17 protein-coding genes and 2 pseudogenes are annotated in these 17,862 nt (G+C 67.0%); 15 read left to right on the top strand and 4 right to left on the bottom strand.

Features of this window, described 5'->3' with window-relative positions:
• Nucleotides 1-3 precede the first annotated feature (3 nt).
• Together FE374_RS19270 and FE374_RS19950 are read left to right on the top strand one after the other, a co-directional pair.
• Nucleotides 4-765 (top strand): sulfite exporter TauE/SafE family protein, encoded by a 762-nt coding sequence (locus tag FE374_RS19270; protein WP_168205712.1) that lies wholly within the window; start codon nucleotides 4-6, stop codon nucleotides 763-765.
• A gap of 18 nt (nucleotides 766-783) precedes the next feature.
• Nucleotides 784-1,432, top strand: a pseudogene (locus FE374_RS19950) (Gfo/Idh/MocA family protein); the annotation flags it as partial.
• 267 nt (nucleotides 1,433-1,699) lie between these two features.
• Here FE374_RS19950 and FE374_RS14720 read toward each other — a convergent pair.
• On the bottom strand, nucleotides 1,700-2,794 hold the full coding sequence (locus FE374_RS14720; protein WP_139929946.1) for an alanine racemase: 1,095 nt from the start codon (nucleotides 2,792-2,794) through the stop codon (nucleotides 1,700-1,702).
• A 1,347-nt stretch (nucleotides 2,795-4,141) separates the two neighbouring features.
• On the opposite strand from FE374_RS14720, the gene FE374_RS14715 reads away from it, so the two are divergent.
• From FE374_RS14715 to FE374_RS14705, 3 genes are all read left to right on the top strand, one after another.
• Nucleotides 4,142-5,116, top strand: a complete 975-nt coding sequence (locus FE374_RS14715; protein ID WP_168205711.1) for an ABC transporter substrate-binding protein — start codon at nucleotides 4,142-4,144, stop codon at nucleotides 5,114-5,116.
• Between the two features lie 434 nt (nucleotides 5,117-5,550).
• The gene (locus FE374_RS14710; protein WP_139929944.1) at nucleotides 5,551-6,003 is read left to right on the top strand and encodes a hypothetical protein; all 453 of its coding nucleotides are present in this window, start codon (nucleotides 5,551-5,553) and stop codon (nucleotides 6,001-6,003) included.
• Between the two features lie 338 nt (nucleotides 6,004-6,341).
• Nucleotides 6,342-7,532 (top strand): MFS transporter, encoded by a 1,191-nt coding sequence (locus FE374_RS14705; protein ID WP_139929943.1) that lies wholly within the window; start codon nucleotides 6,342-6,344, stop codon nucleotides 7,530-7,532.
• A gap of 117 nt (nucleotides 7,533-7,649) precedes the next feature.
• Here the strand turns inward: FE374_RS14705 and FE374_RS19945 are convergent, their stop codons facing one another.
• Nucleotides 7,650-8,321, bottom strand: a complete 672-nt coding sequence (locus tag FE374_RS19945) for an MFS transporter (RefSeq protein WP_230978625.1) — start codon at nucleotides 8,319-8,321, stop codon at nucleotides 7,650-7,652.
• On the opposite strand from FE374_RS19945, the gene FE374_RS14695 reads away from it, so the two are divergent.
• The 3 genes and pseudogenes from FE374_RS14695 (at nucleotide 8,202) to FE374_RS20425 (ending at nucleotide 9,519) form a co-directional block, all read left to right on the top strand.
• Nucleotides 8,202-8,744: an ABC transporter substrate-binding protein gene (locus FE374_RS14695; protein WP_230978589.1), complete on the top strand. Its 543-nt coding sequence runs from the start codon at nucleotides 8,202-8,204 to the stop codon at nucleotides 8,742-8,744. The genes FE374_RS19945 and FE374_RS14695 overlap by 120 nt on opposite strands.
• Before the next feature lie 211 nt (nucleotides 8,745-8,955).
• Nucleotides 8,956-9,186 (top strand): ribbon-helix-helix domain-containing protein, encoded by a 231-nt coding sequence (locus tag FE374_RS14690; RefSeq protein WP_139929940.1) that lies wholly within the window; start codon nucleotides 8,956-8,958, stop codon nucleotides 9,184-9,186.
• Nucleotides 9,173-9,519: pseudogene (locus tag FE374_RS20425) on the top strand (type II toxin-antitoxin system PemK/MazF family toxin). The gene FE374_RS14690 and the pseudogene FE374_RS20425 overlap by 14 nt, the downstream one beginning before the upstream one ends.
• Before the next feature lie 146 nt (nucleotides 9,520-9,665).
• Here FE374_RS20425 and FE374_RS14680 read toward each other — a convergent pair.
• Both FE374_RS14680 and FE374_RS19410 read right to left on the bottom strand, forming a co-directional pair.
• Nucleotides 9,666-10,316 (bottom strand): BtpA/SgcQ family protein, encoded by a 651-nt coding sequence (locus FE374_RS14680; RefSeq protein ID WP_139929939.1) that lies wholly within the window; start codon nucleotides 10,314-10,316, stop codon nucleotides 9,666-9,668.
• 74 nt (nucleotides 10,317-10,390) lie between these two features.
• Nucleotides 10,391-11,011 (bottom strand): GntR family transcriptional regulator, encoded by a 621-nt coding sequence (locus FE374_RS19410; protein WP_269142076.1) that lies wholly within the window; start codon nucleotides 11,009-11,011, stop codon nucleotides 10,391-10,393.
• 198 nt (nucleotides 11,012-11,209) lie between these two features.
• Between FE374_RS19410 and FE374_RS14670 the strand changes: the two genes are divergently transcribed.
• Genes FE374_RS14670 through FE374_RS14640 form a run of 7 tightly spaced genes read left to right on the top strand, consistent with a single transcriptional unit; the run spans nucleotide 11,210 to nucleotide 17,861 of the window.
• Nucleotides 11,210-12,022 (top strand): IclR family transcriptional regulator, encoded by an 813-nt coding sequence (locus FE374_RS14670; protein ID WP_330998449.1) that lies wholly within the window; start codon nucleotides 11,210-11,212, stop codon nucleotides 12,020-12,022.
• Complete coding sequence (locus tag FE374_RS14665) at nucleotides 12,019-13,203, top strand: aminotransferase class V-fold PLP-dependent enzyme (protein ID WP_139929937.1); 1,185 nt, start codon at nucleotides 12,019-12,021, stop codon at nucleotides 13,201-13,203. Before FE374_RS14670 ends, FE374_RS14665 begins: the two co-directional genes overlap by 4 nt.
• The gene (locus FE374_RS14660; protein ID WP_139929936.1) at nucleotides 13,190-13,612 is read left to right on the top strand and encodes a RidA family protein; all 423 of its coding nucleotides are present in this window, start codon (nucleotides 13,190-13,192) and stop codon (nucleotides 13,610-13,612) included. The genes FE374_RS14665 and FE374_RS14660 overlap by 14 nt, the downstream gene beginning before the upstream one ends.
• A complete protein-coding gene (locus FE374_RS14655) occupies nucleotides 13,609-14,910 on the top strand; it encodes a CaiB/BaiF CoA transferase family protein (RefSeq protein ID WP_139929935.1) in 1,302 nt (433 codons plus the stop codon). The genes FE374_RS14660 and FE374_RS14655 overlap by 4 nt, the downstream gene beginning before the upstream one ends.
• A complete protein-coding gene (locus FE374_RS14650) occupies nucleotides 14,907-15,863 on the top strand; it encodes a MaoC family dehydratase (protein WP_139929934.1) in 957 nt (318 codons plus the stop codon). The genes FE374_RS14655 and FE374_RS14650 overlap by 4 nt, the downstream gene beginning before the upstream one ends.
• Nucleotides 15,860-16,888, top strand: coding sequence for a thiamine pyrophosphate-dependent dehydrogenase E1 component subunit alpha (locus tag FE374_RS14645; RefSeq protein ID WP_223173551.1), 1,029 nt, complete (start codon nucleotides 15,860-15,862; stop codon nucleotides 16,886-16,888). Before FE374_RS14650 ends, FE374_RS14645 begins: the two co-directional genes overlap by 4 nt.
• Nucleotides 16,881-17,861, top strand: a complete 981-nt coding sequence (locus FE374_RS14640; protein WP_139929933.1) for an alpha-ketoacid dehydrogenase subunit beta — start codon at nucleotides 16,881-16,883, stop codon at nucleotides 17,859-17,861. Before FE374_RS14645 ends, FE374_RS14640 begins: the two co-directional genes overlap by 8 nt.
• Nucleotide 17,862 lies beyond the last annotated feature (1 nt).

The raw sequence follows: 17,862 nt of genomic DNA, 5'->3' as shown, positions 1-17,862 counted from the left end.
GCCATGACGTGGGCCGACGCCCTGCTCCTGCTGGTGGCCGGCACGGCCGCCGGCACGATCAACACCGTGGTGGGCTCCGGATCGTTGGTGACGTTCCCGGCACTGCTCGCCGTCGGCCTGCCCCCGGTGCTGGCGAACGTGACCAACAACATCGGGGTGCTGCCGGGCAACATCTCCGGGGCGATCGGCTACCGGCGGGAGCTGCGGGGCAACTACCGGGTGGCCTCGCGACTGGCGATCGCCTCGATGATCGGCGGCGTGCTCGGCGCACTGCTCCTGCTGGTGCTGCCCGAGGAGATCTTCGCCTGGGTGGTGCCCGTGCTCATCGTCCTGGCATGCGTCCTCATCGTCGTCGGCCCGCGCCTCAAGCAGCGGCTGGCGGCTCGCCGGGCGGCGGTCGGGGCGCCAGGTGCGGTGACCGGGAAGCTGAGTGTCGGGGTGGGTCTGACCGGCGTCTACGGCGGCTACTTCGGTGCGGCGCAGGGCGTCATCCTGCTCTCGGTGCTCTCCATCGCCTTGCCTGGAGGACTGCAGAAGGCCAATGCGCTGAAGAACGTGCTGGCTGCTTCCGCCAACGGCGCGGCGGCTGTGGTGTTCATCCTCATCAGCGACGTCGACTGGCCCGCCGCGGCGCTGGTCGCGGTCGGCGCCGTCATAGGCGGCCAGATCGGCGCGCGGGTCGGCCGACGTATCCCGGACCTCGTCTACAGAGTCGTCGTCCTAGCGGTGGGTGTCCTGGCGATCGTCCACATCGTCGCGTTCTAGCTCAGGCTGGAGCACGACGGCGCGGTCGGCTACGTGGAGCGGTGCAACCCCGCCCTGCTCGAGCTGCGCGGCCGCATCGCGGACGGCGAGCTCGGTGAGGTGTACCAGATCTCCACCTGCCGGCAGGGCCCATTCCCGGGCCGCATCTCTGACGTCGGTGGTCAAGGACCTCGCCACCCACGACGTCGACCTCACCGCCCGGATCGCCCAGTCCCCGTACGCCACCGTCGCCGCGCACGTGGCGCACCGCTCGGGCGCGAGCACGAGGACATGGTCTCCGTCACCGGTCGGCTGGCCAACGGCATCATCGTCAACCACCTGGTCAACTGGCTCTCCCCACGCAAGGAGCGCCAGACCATCGTCACCGGTGAGCGCGGCGCGTTCGTGGCGGACACCGCCCCGGGCGACCTGACGTTCTACGCCAACGGCACCATCCCCACCGAGTGGGAGCGCCGTCGCCGCGTTCCGGGGCGTGACCGAGGGTGACGTCACCCGATTCGCCATCTCCAAGCGCGAGCCGCTGCGGGTGGAGCAGGAGCACTTCCGCGACGCCCTGAACGGCGACGTCGGCGGCATCGTCACCATGGCCGAGGGCGTGCACACCCTCACCGTGGTCGAGGCGGTGCTCGAGTCCGCGGCCACAGGCCGGACCGTCACGCTCGGGTGAGGCGTCGGCGCTGACAACGACGGCGCCGGGCTGAGCTCCCGATCCGCGGTGATTCAGCGCGCCTTGTCCCTGCTACGGACGTCCGACCTTGAGAAGGACTACGAGGCCGCCTGGGCTCGCGGTCACACGCCGCGCCGGGTCGTTCTCGCTGCGCCGGCCGGTTCTTGGGGTGATGGAGTCGACGAGCTGGCCGCCGTCGAAGGCGTCGCAGTGTCAGCGGAAGCGCGACGCCAACCTCTACCGGCGCGTGCTCTACACCCATCATGCTCACTGCAAGCGTCCGCGCGCCCACGTCGGCCAGACAGAACTCACGGTGTTGCCGTCAAGAACGAAGAACTGCTCGTGGAGATGCACGGCTTGGTCGCTATAGCCGATCAGCAGCTGCAGCCGATCGCCAATCCGAACGTCTGCGGTAGGTGCACTGAGGTTGATGATGCCGTGCTCGGCTGAGAACGACATCGATTGGACGTTGCTCAACCCTTGTACTTCGGGCAAAGCAGCGGTGGGGTCCAAAGATTTCCTCCCCGCATCGATAATCACCCGGTCCGGTGCCGGCCGGCTCGTCACTGTTACCAGAAGCGAGAGCGCTGGCTGCACCGGGACGCCAAGTGCGCGGTAGATTTGATCGCCAAAAATGCCTCCACCCGCCTGTACCTCCGTCACGCCTTCGATACCAGCAGTGGTCCGAAACGTTCCGGTGCCACCACACGAGACGATCGGCACGTCTATGCCAGCGTCCTGGATGGCCAGCACCGACTCAAGCACCGGCGCCAGTGAATCGTGGATCGCCTGCTCACGCGCGGCCGGATCGACGACCGTCGTCGTATGTCCCTCCCACGTCATGACACCACCAAAGCGGACATGCTTCAGGGCCACGATCCGTTTCGCCAGCTCTACCGTGTCGTCACCGGGGTCAATTCCCGCACGGTTCATGCCGGAGTTTATCTCGATCACAAGCCGCGGCGATGTCCCCGCCTCGGCCGCGGCAGCGTCATGCTCGAGCGCGTTCTCAAGGCAATCAACCGCCACAGCGATGTCCGCTTGTCTTGCCAGCTGTGCGAGTCGGCGAGTCTTGATCGGTCCGACGACCTGGTTCGCGATGAGGATGTCACGAATACCCGATGCGGCATAGATTTCAGCTTCGCTGGTCTTGGCGCAGGTGATCCCATGTGCGCCAGCCTCAAGCAGCAGGTGGGCGATCGAAGGCGACTTGTGCGCCTTGGCATGTGGACGCCAAGCTGTCCCCAGCTTTCGCAGGCTTGCGCCGATCACTTCAATGTTCCCGAGTAATACCTTTCGATCGATAAGCAATGCCGGCGTATCAAGCGCATCAACATGCTGGCCAACGAGCGAAGTCATCATTGGTGAACCTCCGTAATGTAGGGATCAAGTGGCGATACGGGGCGGCAAGATCGCGTTCCAAAGGAGAGTGGCTCTTCGCCGTTAGCGGTGGAAGAGTCGGCCCGGCCGCGTGTCGGTCGCTGCGTAGAGGGCGAGGTTCTCCGATGCGGACCATCTTCGCCGATCCGACTGTCCACGTGGCTGACGCTACCTTCACCTCCTACTCGGGCGGCGCGCCGGCGTCGGCGACGACGAGCACGTCCAAGAGGTCATGGCTGGTCTGGAACCGTTGCTGAGTCGCGGTCGCGACCGCTCGGCGGGTGGTGCGCTCCGAGCCCGCGCAGCCCAGGGCCACAAGGGCAAGAACTCATCGATCAGCTGTGCCCGGGCGGTGGGCCTGTCGCTCAACCGCCCCCCATCGCGGGCGGCGACGTAGCGGGCGACGGTGTGGGGGAGATCCCGGCCAGTTTGCCGGCGTCGGGGTAGGACCCGGTGAGGTCGAACGCTCCGAGAATTTTCAAGATCTCCTCGGTTCACGTGTCCCCGCCCGGGGCAATGGGCGCTTCAGCGCCGCTTTCGCAACCAAGGTGCGGCCCCGAACCGCGCAAGCGACGAGGCAACGAATGTCCTGTCGGGCAGATCCGATGACCGCCAGCGGGCAACGCTCCATGTCCGCCCGCGTGCAACTCTCATGTCCGTCAGCGGGCAACTATCTGGCCGTCGCCGGGCAAGTTCCTCGGGGCCGCCGACAGCCTGTTCCCCTCGGAGGAACGACTCGGCGGAAAGCCGGCACAGCGGGCCTGGACGAGCTAGCTGACCGACAACGGCCGTGAACCAAGGCGGAGCCGGGACGCTTACGTACTTGTGATGATTGACACGTGATCACAAATTGCGTAACGTCGCGACGACCGCTGGCCACGACGAGGTGACCGACACAGGAGAAGACCGACATACGACACGGACGAGCCATCAATTCAGACGCAGACACATCAGCTTCGCTCAACACTGAGAGCCAGACGTTCTCGTTGTGTAGGCGAACTCGTGATGAGCGGCCGCGTCGCCAAAACGCGTAGTCGATCTCGGACGATACCTACCTGTAAGCACACGTTTTTCGTGGTGCGGACAACCCGAGAGCTGCTCAGGTATCAAACAATTGCCACCGCCATCGGCCGGGACTGTGATCTCACCCTCGACCCCGATCGGCGCACTTCGAGCCCGAACGCCGCCCCGTTCGGGTAACGGACGTGAAGGCTTTTGACGCCGCCACCTTTCAGGACAGAACAGCGTGGCGATCGAAGTGCTATGTCCAGACATCATCCAACCCTTCGATGGCGCGCGCAATCGAAGAAGCGCATAGGAGCGACAATCATGCGAAAAGAAAATCGTCGATACACCGCCGCCGCGGTGGTAGCTGCTTTGGGGGTGTCGTTGGCTGCCTGTACCAGCGCCGACAGTGCGCCGGATGCTGGCGGTGACGACCTCGAAAGTGTCCGGATCTCGATGGGGGTGGATCCATCGTTCGCGCCTTTGTATATTGCGGACCAGGAAGGCCTCTTCGAAGAGGCCGGGTTGTCAGTCGAGTTCGTTGAGACCGAGGGTGGTCCGGCGGCCGTTCAAAACGTCGGTGCCGGCATTGCTGATATTGCGATCACTTCCGACGTGGCAACGCTCAGTGCGCAAAATTCAAAACTCAAAGCCGTCGCGGTATTCCAGGAGACGGGAGACCTCTTCAAGGTGGTGCTCCGAGAGGGGGTAAGTCCCGCCGATATCCGTTCCATGGCGTATTTTCCCGGACTTGGTCACTACATAACCCTGCGCTATCTCGAGAGTCAGGGACTCGACCCGGATGCGATCGAACTGATTAGCGCTGGTCCGCCCGAGTTCCCCGCCATCTTGGGAAACGGTGACGCCGACGGATACATCGTCTTTGAACCATGGGTCTCCAGGGGTGTTGAACAGGGGGGCGAAGTGGTGGGCAGCAGCGCGGACTTTGACACTGAAGCAATCCAGTGGGTCGTGGCGAATGGGGACTGGCTCGCTGCAAATGAAGAAACTGCAGCCAAGGTTGTTGCTGTGCTCGACCGAGCATCTGAGCTTGTCGAAGCAGACCAAGCTAGCGCCGTCGACGCCGCGATGCAGGCGATCCAGGTCGACGAAAAGATTGCCGCTTCCGCAATCGAGGCTATTTCGTTCGATGTCCGCGGGTTCACTCCATCAGACTATGAAGCAGTCGAGGGATTGGTGCAGTTCCTCGAAGGAATCGATGTGCTAGACAAGCCGATCGACCTGCAGCAGGTCATGCTGGCGGATTGGTTCGAGCAGAACGTCGAATCCAGACCCTAAAGGCCGATCGTCTCATCGCGAGAAGCAAGCTGCATGCGACGCGTCTAGGCAAGACGGCAACCAGTGCATGCGGCTCGCGGTTCGGGGCTAACCGTCCAGTGTGACGGGCGTTCACCCCGAACCGCGAAGGGCCGCAAGACGCGACACTGGTGCCGCGTCCCGTCAGTTCCTCAACGGCTCCGCCTCCGCCTCCGGCCCGGCTTTGGGCGTTGCGTGCGGGGTATCGACACGAGTCGATGTGGATCGCGTGCCGAATGGTGGCCTCGCAAGCGTGATTCACCGGGCCCGTGTCGGCGAGCCCCGAAGCCGCCACCAAAGAAGTACCAGCGCCACAACGACCCGGTTCGTCGCGCTGGCGATCGTCCCGTTGTAAAACCTCACAGGCCGCCTGCGAACTTCGCGATAACGGCCCTCAGTAGACCCAAGGAGAAGCTATGCCTGCAGACGATCCGAACGCTCACATTGCGAGCGTGCAAGTTGCGGTGCCTCACGACGTCGCGTTCGAGTTCATGTCCTCAGGGCTCAACCAGAAATACTGGGCGCTAGGCAGCTGGAATCGGCAAGACGAGGGAGATGGTGTCTTTAGCGGCACTTCTCTCTGGGATGGGTCGAAGCTGTTCATCAAGTTGAAGTCCTATCCGGAGCTGGGACTTGTCGATTTCTACACCGGCACCAGCCCCGACGGCTTGCGACGTTTAGTGCAGGCGCGCATCGTTCCAGGGGCCGAGCTCGGGCGGGATCCGGAAACATGTGTGATCACGTTGGTCACCTGGCGAGGCGCACGGCCGACCGACGAAGCGTGGCAGCGCACCTACCACGCATTCAAGACTGAAGTTCACTTGATCAAGGGACGATTGGAAAACACTTTTCCCGAAGCCCTTCAGTGATAATTGGCAGTGCCGGGCGCTCACCGATCCACCCACCGGAAGGACGTCATCGACGCCCTGGTTCTCGACAATCTCCCCTTCGGGACGCAGACGGGGGCAGACGGTCTAAATAGGCCGGGCGGCCACCGAGCCGGCCGTCGCCGCCATCCGGCCGCGGGACCTTCGCCCGGGCCGGAGCGGGTGGCGCTTGGCTGGCACGGCGGTGGACCGCGTGGTCCTGGGTGACGCGGACAGGCGCGGGTCGGAACGCGATACCGAATTCGTCCTCCTGCCGCCCTGGGGGACCATCACCCTGGCGAGAGCACGGCGCTCAGCCCCGCACTTGAGGAGGAGCGCACATGGTGGTCCCGGACAAGCTCTGGTCCCGGGGCTTCGTCCTCGCCTGCGTCATCAACCTCACCATCGCGACCAACTTCTTCTTGCTTATGGTCACGATGGCCCTGTACGCCGTCGACCGCTTCAGTGCCAGTGACAGCATGGCCGGGCTCGCCTCGAGCATGTTCGTGATCGGCGCCATCGTGGTGCGGGTCGTCGCCGGCACCCTCACGGAGGCCGTGGGCCGTCGGCGGATGCTGCTGCTCATGATGGCGGTCTTCGTCGTCGTGTCGCTGGCGTACCTGCCCAGCTCGTCGATGCCCCTGCTGCTCATCGTGCGGTTCGTCCACGGCATGGCCCACGGGCTAGCGACGACGGCGGTGGTCACCATCGCCCAGAGCCTCGTCCCGCCGCTGCGCCGCGGGGAGGGAACCGGCTACTTCACCCTCGGCAGTTCCCTGGCCGCCGCGGTGGGGTCGTTCCTGGGCGTCACGCTCATCGAACGCATCGGCTACGAGGCGCTGTTCTGGGCGTCGTTCACCCTGTCCGTCGTCGGGGTGGTGGTCACCCTGGCCCTGCGGGTACCGTCCGCGCGCCCGGCATCCGCGCGGCGGGTGCGTACGCGGGGCTTCCGCGTCAGCAACCTGCTGGAGCCAACGGCGCTGCCGGTGGCGACGTTCATGCTGCTCGTCGGGGTGGCGTACTCCGGTGTGATCACGTTCGTGAACTCCTACGCCATCGAGCTCGACCTGGCCACAGGTGCCGGGGCGTTCTTCCTCGTCTACTCGGTGGTGCTGTTCGGCGCCCGGCTCGTCGCCGGCCGGGTGCAGGATCTGCGTGGGGACAACGTCGTCATGTACCCCTCGCTCGTGCTGTTCGTCGCTGGCCTCCTCGCAATCGCGGTGGCCCGGACCGACGCCGTGCTGCTGCTCAGCGCCGCGCTGCTCGGCGCGGGGTTCGGCACGCTGATGTCTTCCGGGCAGGCCATCGCGGTCGCCCGGGTCATGCCCCACCGCATGGGCCTGGCGGTCTCGACGTACTTCCTCATGCTCGAGGTCGGGATGGGGCTGGGCCCCCTGGCACTGGGCGCGATCGTCACGCGCGCGGACTACCGCGTGATGTTCCTGGTGACGGCCGCAATCGCCATCGCCGCCGCCGCCCACTACGCGCTGGTGCACGGCCGCCACCGCCGTGGCAGTGCAGGGCCGGCCTGACGCGGTACCGGCCCTGCCCCGAGCACAGCTTGTCAGCGACGGCGCTGCAGCGAAAAACGGCCGCGAGTACTCGTGGTGCTCCTGCCTTCCGGATCACGAGGTTGGCGACGCTTCCGATCAGCGGGGCGCTGCCTTCGGGGGTGCTCCGAGCAGCGCCAGCGCCACAGACATGGCACTGCACGCGCCAACGAAGACCCACCCCGCCCGAAGCCCGTAGCCGGCGGAGAGGGCTCCCATCACGGGCGGACCTGCTGCGAAACCAGCGAACTGGCACAGGCCGACGAGCCCGGAAGTCTCGCCCACCGAGGCGGGCGGTACGGCCTGCATCACGCTCAGAACGACCACGCCAGTGATCGCCAACGTGGTGAACGCATGGATCACCGCTGCGATCCAGTACGCACCTGAGGCGCCGAGCGATGCCGAGACCGCGAGCGTCGCAGAAGCGGTCACCCCGCCGAGGGCCAAGAGTGGAAGCGTGCGCCTGCGGTGACGGGTATGGCCGGACTGCCAGGTCCAGAAGAACCGCCCGAGGATTCCGATACCTCCGACCACGGCAACCACCGAGCCGGCCACGATCGTCAGCCCAGGGTCCTCCTCGACGGGGACCCGTCGGCTGACTTCGGTGCGATCCTCGCGAAGCCGGACGGTGACGTCGCCTCCGTCGCGGACCTGGCCGGCAAGACGGTAGCGATCAACACGCTCAACAACATCAACGACACGCTCATCCGCGAGGCGGTCGAGCAAGCCGGTGGTGACCCCTCGACGATCAAGTTCGTCGAGATGCGGCACCCGGACATGGTTGCCGCGCTGGACGCCGGCCAGGTTGACGTCATCTGGGAGGTCGAGCCCTTCCTCACCATCGCGCGCCAGGGCGGCGCGAAGGACGTGTGGGCGCTCTACGCCGAGGCCACCGACGACCTCACGGTCGCGACCTACTTCACCTCTGGCGCCTTCGCGGAGTCAGACCCTGAGGTCGTGGACGCCTTTGCGACGGCGGTGAAGGAGTCCTTCGCCTACGCCACCGACAACCCTTACGAGACCCGGGCGATCCTGTCCGAATACACCGAGATCGACCCGTCGATCTACGACGCGCTCACGCTCCCGGCGCCCGCGGAGATCAACACCGCGTCCGTGGAGCACGTCGCCGAGCTGGGCGCCAAGTGGGGGCTCTTCGACGAGTCGGACCCGGACCTCGAGGCGCTCCTTCCGTAGTCGCCGCAAGCGGACTCGACGACGACGTACGGCAGGAGAGAAACTATGGTGGGCTCGCGTCTGGCCAAGCCTGGTGCGGCGCACGGATCGACGCGGTGCTCGAGTCCGCGGCCACGGGGCGGACCGTCATGCTCGGGTGAGGCGTCGGCGCTGACTACGACGGCGCGAGGCCTCTCCTACCGCGGTAGTACCTCGGTAGCATGCATGGAGCATGAAGCTCAGTATCAGCATTCCCGAGGACGATGTTGCACTGATTGACGAGTACGCCCGCGCCACCGGGCTGAGCTCCCGATCCGCGGTGATTCAGCGTGCGTTGTCCCTGCTACGGATGGCCGCCCTTGAGCAGGACTACGGGGCCGCCTGGGAGGAATGGGAAGTGTCGGGGCACCGCCACGACTGGGAGGCCACGGTCGTGGACGGGTTGCGCGATGCGCCGAGGTGACATCCACCTCGTCGACCTCGAGCCGGTGCTTGGCAGCGAGGCGAGCAAACGACGGCCGGCAGTGATTGTCAGTAGCGACCACGCGAACGCCACGGCGGAACGGCTCTCGAGGGGTGTTGTCACCGTTGTCCCGCTGACCAGCAACGTCTCACGAGTCTTCCCGTTCCAGACCCTGCTGCCAGCCGAGCTCACAGGGCTGCGGGTTGATTCCAAGGCTCAGGCCGAGCAGGTGCGCGCGGTGGCGGTCGAGCGCATCGGGCCCGCCTTGGGCGGGTGCCTCACCCGATCATGTCGGAGCTGGACGGCGCACTTCGGCTCCACCTTGCTTTGTAGAGTCCGACGACCGCCTTCCGGCAGGTCCCGTGGCCGAGGGCGTGCACACGCTCACCGTGGTCGAGGCGTGCTCGAGTCCCTCGGGCTCAGGCGGGGCTTCGGCCGGCTCGGGACAGCGGCGTCGCCCTTGCCGACGTGCCGCCTCGTCAGCCGGCGTCGCTCGCCACTGCCAGCATCTCGCGCAGGCGGGTGGGGGAGATGCGACCGTCAGGAGCAGCGATGCCGGTGGCGACGAGGACGAAGTCGACCACCGGGAGGATCGAGTGGATGTTCTCGGTCGTGACACCGCTCGCGATGGCTAGCGGCGTCGTCATGCCCGCACCTCGTCGGATCGCGGCGAGCTTCGACGGGTCGGCGCTCTTGCCCGTGCCCGGGCCGGAGGTGGTGGGCACGTCCGTGCGATCCGCTGCCAGCGCGGCCAACGGTTCGAGCTCGGCGTCGCTCACCGGGGCCTGGTACTTGAACGCGATGCCGCCGAAGTGAGCCCCGCGCCACCCGGTCTTCTCGCGCATGAGCGCGATGGTGTCCAGGCCGTCTGGTGACCATTCCTTCCGAGCATCATCAGTCCACAGCGCATCGACCAACGCGGTGGCATCGTGATCCTCGGCCAGTGTGCTCAGGGATTCCGCGAGTCCGAGCCGGATGAAGTTTGCGCCGAGCACGATGCTCGGATGAGCGTCCCGCACCGCGGCAAGGCACCGCACCAGCTTCTTGTAGTCGGCACCGTGGTTGATGAGGAAGACCCCCTCCACCCCGCACGTCACCGCGACGTCGACCTGCGAGACGGTGGTGGCCACATCAGTCGCGTCAACGACCGGATAGACGCGAGGATGTGGCGACCACCGTTCTCGCCCGTGCGGAAACAAGGGGCTCACGGCGCCCGGCTCGTCAGCGTGCGGTGCTCGACTTCTTCGTGCTCGTTCGCCATCGCGCTGCTGAGGAACGTCACGGTACGGGTCAGGTGGCGTTCGAGGGCCTTCTCCGCCTTGTCCGGCTGATGGGTCTGGCACGCATCGAGGATCGCCTGGTGTTCGAGCCGCCTCTCGTGCACGTGTGCGTACTCCGTCATCGTCAGTGCCTGGTAACGCTCGCTGTTCAGCCACACCTGCTTGCACAGTCTGAACAGCCACGGCGACTCGGCGGCGCGGTACAGGGTCAGGTGGAAGTCCTCGTGGGCCGAGCGCGCGGCCGCGAAGTTGCCCGTTGCAAGTGCCTCGGCCTGTCGGTCCAACACCCCACGTACCCTGGCTGACGTGGCGTCGTCCATCCGGGCGGCGGTGCGCCGGATAAGGGCTCTCTCGAGCGGGATCCTGGCGTCATAGGTGTCGACGAGGTCGTCCAACGAGAGCGGCCGCACCCGCGCACCCCGGTGGGGGATGATCTCGACGACCCCGATGCCCTCGAGCTGACGGAGCGCCTCGCGGATGGGCATGGCGCTCATGCCCAAGCTGTCGGAGAGCCCCTTGAGGCTGAGCGACTGACCAGACTTCAGCGAGCTCAGGCGCCTTCTAGACGGGCATCTCGACGACCACGGACGCTGAAGATCGCGGGTCGGCCGCGGCAGCGACGCGCAGACATCGGCGTCGGACGCGAGTGGTGCGAGCGAGCCCCCAGCCGGCGCTTTTTTCTTAATGTCGGACGCTCCTTGACAGTTTTGTAGTTCACCGCCAAGGTGTGGGCACCCGATGAAATGGTAGTTCAGGATATGAAATCAGCCCCCACGCGAATCGGCTCCGTGAGCCGCGCAATACAGCTGTTGGTCGTGCTGGCAGAGACCCCGATGGACGTTCGCAAGCCGCGCGTCCTGGCGGATGCTGCGGGTTTCACCCTGTCCTCGGCCTACCACCTCCTGAATACCTTTGAGGATTCGGGGCTGCTGTCGAAGGACACGTCCGGCTGCTACCAGTTCGGCCCGACCTTCGCCTTCTTGGCCGAGGCGCACCACAGAAGCGGGCGATTGCCCGCCACGGTTGTCGCCAGGGTGCGGGAGCTCGCGGCGAGGACCGGTGAGAGCGCGTACTTCAGTGCGTGGCGGCACGGGAAGATCGAAATGCTCATGTCGGAGCTGGGCAGCAACGCCGTCCACGTGGCGGTCCTGCCGAGCGGTTCTCGAGGGGTGGAGCACGCCCGGGCATCCGGAAAGCTTCTGCTAGCGCTCAGCGATGACCAGACGATCCAGAACTTCCTCCGAAGCGAGAACCTTAACCGGGTCACGGACGAGACCATCACCGACCCCGCCACCTTGATGAGTGAGCTCGTGAAGATTCGCGAGCAGGGCTACGCCACTGAGCTCGAGGAATTCATCGTCGGCGTCGGCTGCGCGTCCGCGCCCGTCTACGCATTGGGGCGCGTGTTCGGCGCGATCACCATCTCGGCACCGATCGAGCGTTTCCGAAACCGGGAGAACGAGCTTGTCACCGCCGTGTGCCAAGCGGCGGCCGACGTCGAGATCGTCGTCCCGGATTCGTCGCACCTGGCCGAAGCGATGGTCGGGGGCTCATGAAAAGCGTCGCGATGGGCAGGGCGGGCGTGGGCCCGGCCCTCCACATGACTCTCGATGAGTTCCGTGCCGGGTTTGACGCGTTGAAAACACTCGCTTGGCTCGACACACCCGGCTGTCCCCCGGCCTCCCGGCCGGTTCTGGAGGCGCTGCACCGAAACCTCGACAGCTGGCAGGAGGGCCACTTCAGCTGGACGGAGTGGGAAGCGGATCCCGATCATGCTCGGGCCGACATCGCGTCGCTCCTCGGCGCGACACCCGCCGATATCGCGCTCGTGAGCTCGGTGTCAGAGGCAGCGTCGACGATCGCGCGCTCGCTGCCGCGCGGAGCCAGGGTCCTGGTGGAGGCCGAGGAGTTCCGCAGCAACCTCTTCCCGTGGACAGCGCTTGCGGAGCGAGGCGAGATCGAGGTCGTCAGCCCCCAGGCGGGAGGCACCGGCACGCTCACCGACCGGCTCTGCGCGAGCTTGGTCGACGGCATCGATCTCGTGGCAGTCAGCACGGCGCTCTCCTCCACCGGTGCACGCCCTGACCTGTCCGTCATCGCGGCACGGGCGCGCGCAGCGGGAGCCAAGCTGTTCCTCGACGCGACCCAGTCCTTCGGCGTCCTTCGCCTCGATCTCGAGTCGATCAGACCGGACTACGTGGCCGTGCACGGGTACAAGTGGATGCTGGCCCCGCGCGGGTGCGCCTGGATGTACGTGCGGTCGGGCAACGTGAGCGAACTCGAGCCGCTCGCCCCGGGCTGGCACACCGTGGACCGGCCCAATGCCAGCTACTTCGGTGAGGAACCGTGGTCAGCGCACGCACGGAAGCTGGACGGCGCGCTGCCATGGCTGCCGTGGATCGGCGGGCGTGCCGCGGTCCAGTGGTTGCGGCGGCTCGACGCGGAGCAGGTCGAGGCCCGCGCCCTGGACCTCGCGGGACAAGCTCGGCGGGGGCTGGAGTCCTTGGGCATCGAGGTCGCGCCCTCTGACCAGCCCAGCCACATCGTCCGGATGTACGCCGGTGGCAGCGACGTGCTCGCCCGCCACCTCCGGAGCCGCGGCGTCATCGCCAGCGGCGGACCGACGGGGCTGCGGGTCGGCTTCCACGGCTTCAACGACGACGACGACGTGACCAGGTTTCTCGACGGAGTGGAGACCTGGCAATCAGAAAGGCTGAGCACAGATGACACAAATTGAGCACATAGACCCCGCGACGATGGGGCCGGCGCAAGGCCTGTACACCCAGCTCATCCATGTGCGATCCGGCGGCCTGGTCTTCGTGTCGGGGCAGGTCGCGATCGGCCCCGACGGATCCTTCGTCGGCGAGGGCGACGTCGAGCGGCAGACCCGCCAGATCCTGGAGAACATCGGCGCAGCCCTGGCGCACGTGGGACAGGGGTGGGGGGCCCTCGTGAAGCTGACCACCTATCTGACCTCGGCGAGCGACTACCCGGCGTTCGCGGCGGCGCGCAAGGACTTCTTCGACACGCACTACCCCGAGGGCCGCTACCCGACGCACACCCTCTTGGTGGTCGACGCGCTCAGCGCCCCGCACCACCTCGTCGAGCTCGAGGCTGTCATCGCGGTGCCCGAGGCAGCCCGATGACGGGCGTTCTGCCCCGCGGCGCGCTGGACGGAATGAAGGTCCTCGACCTGAGCCGATGGATCGCCGGCCCCTTCGCCACCATGCTGATGGCCGACGCCGGCGCCGACGTCATCAAGGTCGAAGGACTCCTGGGAGAGGACGCGCGGCACACCGCCCCGTCCTTGGCCGACAGCAGTGCCTACGTCCACCACTACAACCGGAACAAGCGTGCCTTGGCACTGGACCTGCGCGACCCGCGCAGCCAGGAAATCCTGCGCAGCCTGGCGACCGACTGGGCCGACGTGATCGTCGAGAACTTCCGTCCCGGAATCCTGCAGCGGCTGGGTCTGGACTACGAGACCCTGCGGCAGGCCAACCCGGCGCTGATCATGACGTCAGTGTCCGGGTACGGGGAAACCGGCCCAGAGAGCGACCGTCCGTGTTTCAACACGATCGCGGAAGCGTTCTCCGGGGCGATGAGCCTGACCGGCGACGCCTCTGCGCCGCCCACGATGAGCGGGTACTTCGCGGCGGACCACGGCACCGGGCTGTACACCGCGATCGGCACCCTGCTCGCGTGGGTCGAGCGTCAGCGCACCGGTGTTGGGCAGCGTGTCGAGCTGGCGCTGACTGACGCGATGTTCTCCCTGCTCGGGTTTGCGCTCACGGCGAAGATGAACGACCTGCCCTTCCCGGACCGCAGCGGGAACCGGGACAGCGCCACGGCGCCCGCCGACCTGTTCGTCACGGCAGATGACCGTCCGGTCTACCTCGACGCCGGCACCGACACGCTGTTCCGCAACTTGTGCGAGGTGATGGGCACGCCGGAGCTCGCCGACGATCCGCGCTTCGTCTCGAACGAGGCTCGCATCGACAATCTCGACCTCCTGCACGACCGCATCGAGACGTGGGCGGCCAGCGTGCCGTTCGAGGTGCTGCGGTCCGGCCTCGACCGGGCCGGGATTCCGTTCAGCGCGGTCAACACGGTCGAGGAGGCGATCACGGATCCGCAGTTCCGGGCCCGCGGGATGGTCGCGGAGGTCACCACGGAAGACGGCCAGCGGATCAACGTGCCCGGCATGGTCCTGAACCTCTCCGCCACGCCTGGGCGCATCGTCTCTGCCGCACCGCCGGTGGGCAGGCACACCGTGGAGATCCTCCACGACCTGTGCGGCCTGACCATCGACGAGATCGACGAGCTTCGTCGACACCGGGTCATCGTCACGCACGAACCTGGGCGGGCCCCGAGCAACCCCGCACACGCACAACAACCCGTCCTCGAAGACGTCCGCATCAAAGATGAGGTGAAGGCGCCATGACAGTCGCAACACGAAAGCCCGTGGAATACGAGCTGATGGAGATCGGTGAGGATCTCGGCCCGGTCGAGATCGACATCGACGAGCATTTCGTCAAGTCCACGGCCTTCACCGTGGATGACTACCGGGCCTGGCACCTGGGTGACGCGTCGCCGTTCGGTGGCCCCGTCGCGCACGCCGGCGCGCTTCTGTGCGACCTGCTGCGCCTGCTCTACACGCGCTACGACCCCGACCGCGATCGCGGACTGCACCAGCGCGAGGAGTTCTGGCTGCACAGCCCCGTCTTCGTCGGGGAGCGCGTGCGGCTGACCGGCCGGTTCGTCGACAAGTACGTCAAGCGGGGCCGTGGCTACATCGTGACGGAGGCCGAGGCGCGCACGATCGAGGACGACCGGCTGATCATCCGGCACCGTGCCATCGAGACCACCGAGATCACGGCGGCACGCGTCACCGAGGACGAGCGGGTCGACGCGGTCCCGCCGCGCCGGGTGCGCGGGGAGCTCCCTACCGACCGGCCGCTCGGCGTCACCGTCGGACCGGAGACCCAGGTCGGCGATCCTCTCGCAGGCCCCCGCAAGGTGGTCCACCAGGACCAGATGTCCATCTACTCAGGCGCGCACACGTTCTGGCGCAGCATCCACACCGACCAGGACGTGGCGGTCGAGAGCGGACTTAAGGGGACGGTCGCCCAGGGCCTCATGGTGGCGACCTACCTGTCGGAGTGGGCGACCGACCTCTTCGGAGCACCCTGGTTCACGAACGGGTGGATGTCCCTGTCGTTCCTCGCGCCGCTGTTCGCCGAGGACACCATCTCCATGTACGGCGTGGTGAGCGGCATGACGCCGGACAGAGACGGCACGCGCATCGAGGTCGAGGCCTGGGCCGAGAACCAGGACGGCCAGAAGGCGGTCGTCGGGTGGTTCGCCGCCACGATCGGGCAGGACGAGGGCCGATGACGACGCACCCGGACCTGCGCCCCGGCGGAGCAGCAGTGGCCACGGCCACCAGCGCGGTGCTCGAGAACACCGCGCCGCCCTCCACCCTGTTCGACAGCCTCGTCGTCATGTGGCGTATCCGGTTCTTCGAGGAAGAGGTGATGCGGCTGCGCGCCGCCGGCGACATCGTCGGCTCCGTTCACCTGTGCAACGGTCAGGAGGCCATCTACGTCGGTACGTGCACCGCCCTGAACCTCCCGGACGACCTCGTCTTCCCGACGTATCGCGGGCACGGCTGGGCGATCGCGACGGGCGTGCCGCTGGACGCCATGTTCGGCGAGCTGCTCGGCCGGGAGGGCGGCACCAACGGTGGCCGCGGTGGCTCCGCGTACCTCTCGGCGCCCGCCTACGGCATGTACGGCGAGAACTCGATCGTTGGTGCCGGTGCGCCGATCGCGACCGGTGCCGCGCTCGCCAGCACGTTCGACGGATCCGGGCGGGTGACCGTCGCCGCCTTCGGTGAAGGTGCCATGAACCAGGGGGCGGTGCACGAGGCCATGAACTTCGCTGCGTCCCGCAAGCTGCCCGTGCTGTTCGTGATCGAGAACAACCACTACTCCGAGCTGACGCCCTCGGACTCCATGGTCACGTCCGACCGGTTCTACAAGCGCGGATCGGCCTACGGCATCCCCGGCGTGCGGGTGGACGGCAACGATGTCGAGGCCGTGCGCGCCACCGTGGCCTACCTGGTCAAGAAGGCTCGCGACGGCGGCGGCCCCGCCATCATCGAGGCGATGACCGAGCGGCTTGTTGGCCACTACATCGGCGACGCGCAGGCCTACCGGCCCGCCGGCGAGGTCGAGAGCGCCAGCACGCGCGAGCCGATCGTCCGCACTGAGAACGCGCTGGTCGAGGCCGGCATGTCCCGAAGCGAGCTTGAGCTCGCCAAGGAGCGCGAGCTCGACAACGTCCGGCAGGCGGGCGCTCGGGCCCTGCAGATGCCGAAGGCCGATCCTTCTACTGTGAGGCAGCACCTCTATGCATGAGCAGAACTCGTTAACCTACGCGCAGTCCGTCAATGCCGCGCTGCGCGAGGCCCTGTCCGCCATCCCCAACACCTTGCTCTTCGGAGAGGACGTCGCGCTGCCCGGCGGTGTCTTCGGCGTCACCAAGGGGCTGCACAAGGACTTCGGTGAGCGCGTATTCGACACACCGATCTCGGAGTCGGCGATCCTGGGCGGCGCCGTGGGCTCAGCCCTTGTCGGCATGCGCCCCATCGTGGAGATCATGTGGGCCGACTTCTCCCTCGTCGCCCTGGACCAGCTGGTCAACCAGGCCGCCAACGTGCGCTACGTCTCACGTGGGCAGCTGAGCGCACCCATCACCGTCCGCACCCAGCAGGGCACCGGACCAGGCGCGTGCGCCCAGCACTCCCAGAGTCTGGAGACCTTCTTCGCGCACGTGCCGGGCCTGCAGGTCTGCATGCCCGCCAGCGCCCAGGACGCCTACGACCTGCTGCGCACCGCGATCCGCAGCGACGACCCCACGATCGTCATCGAGAACCGCAATCTGTACCACGGGCCCAAGGAACAGGTCACCACCGGCGGGGCCGTCCAGTCCCTCGGCGGCGCCCAGGTCCGCCGCCCGGGCAGCGACGTCACCATCGTCAGCTGGGGCTCGATGGTCCGCACCGCGCTCGAGGCTGCGGATGCTCTCGCGGCCGAGGGCGTCTCCGCCGAGGTGGTCGACCTGCGATGGATCAGGCCGCTCGACATCACCACCGTGTTGACCAGCGTCACCCGCACGCGGCGGCTGCTCGTCGTCCATGAGGCCCACCAGTTCCTCGGCGTCGGCGCGGAGATCGTCGCCGCCGTCGCCGAGTCCGGCATCGAGCTGCTCTCGCGGCCGGTACGGCTGGGGGCGCCGGACGTCCGCATCCCCGCGGCACCGTCGCTGCTGGCGGCCGTGATCCCGGACGCTGCCGGGATCGCCGGCGCCGCGCGCGCGGTGGCCGCCTGAC

This window comes from Georgenia yuyongxinii, assembly GCF_006352065.1.
GTDB classification, from domain to species: Bacteria; Actinomycetota; Actinomycetes; order Actinomycetales; family Actinomycetaceae; genus Georgenia; species Georgenia yuyongxinii.
The sequence above is the reverse complement of the archived record's forward strand: the minus strand, read 5'-3'. Positions and strand labels throughout refer to the sequence as shown.

Coding starts and splice junctions, on each gene's coding strand:
- FE374_RS14710 (WP_139929944.1), top strand. CDS start 5,551: ATGCCTGCAGACGATCCGAACGCTCACATTGCGAGCGTGCAAGTTGCG.
- FE374_RS14665 (WP_139929937.1), top strand. CDS start 12,019: ATGAAAAGCGTCGCGATGGGCAGGGCGGGCGTGGGCCCGGCCCTCCAC.
- FE374_RS19270 (WP_168205712.1), top strand. CDS start 4: ATGACGTGGGCCGACGCCCTGCTCCTGCTGGTGGCCGGCACGGCCGCC.
- FE374_RS14670 (WP_330998449.1), top strand. CDS start 11,210: ATGGTAGTTCAGGATATGAAATCAGCCCCCACGCGAATCGGCTCCGTG.
- FE374_RS14715 (WP_168205711.1), top strand. CDS start 4,142: ATGCGAAAAGAAAATCGTCGATACACCGCCGCCGCGGTGGTAGCTGCT.
- FE374_RS14640 (WP_139929933.1), top strand. CDS start 16,881: ATGCATGAGCAGAACTCGTTAACCTACGCGCAGTCCGTCAATGCCGCG.
- FE374_RS14655 (WP_139929935.1), top strand. CDS start 13,609: ATGACGGGCGTTCTGCCCCGCGGCGCGCTGGACGGAATGAAGGTCCTC.
- FE374_RS14645 (WP_223173551.1), top strand. CDS start 15,860: ATGACGACGCACCCGGACCTGCGCCCCGGCGGAGCAGCAGTGGCCACG.
- FE374_RS14705 (WP_139929943.1), top strand. CDS start 6,342: ATGGTGGTCCCGGACAAGCTCTGGTCCCGGGGCTTCGTCCTCGCCTGC.
- FE374_RS14720 (WP_139929946.1), bottom strand. CDS start 2,794: ATGATGACTTCGCTCGTTGGCCAGCATGTTGATGCGCTTGATACGCCG.
- FE374_RS14660 (WP_139929936.1), top strand. CDS start 13,190: ATGACACAAATTGAGCACATAGACCCCGCGACGATGGGGCCGGCGCAA.
- FE374_RS14650 (WP_139929934.1), top strand. CDS start 14,907: ATGACAGTCGCAACACGAAAGCCCGTGGAATACGAGCTGATGGAGATC.
- FE374_RS14690 (WP_139929940.1), top strand. CDS start 8,956: ATGAAGCTCAGTATCAGCATTCCCGAGGACGATGTTGCACTGATTGAC.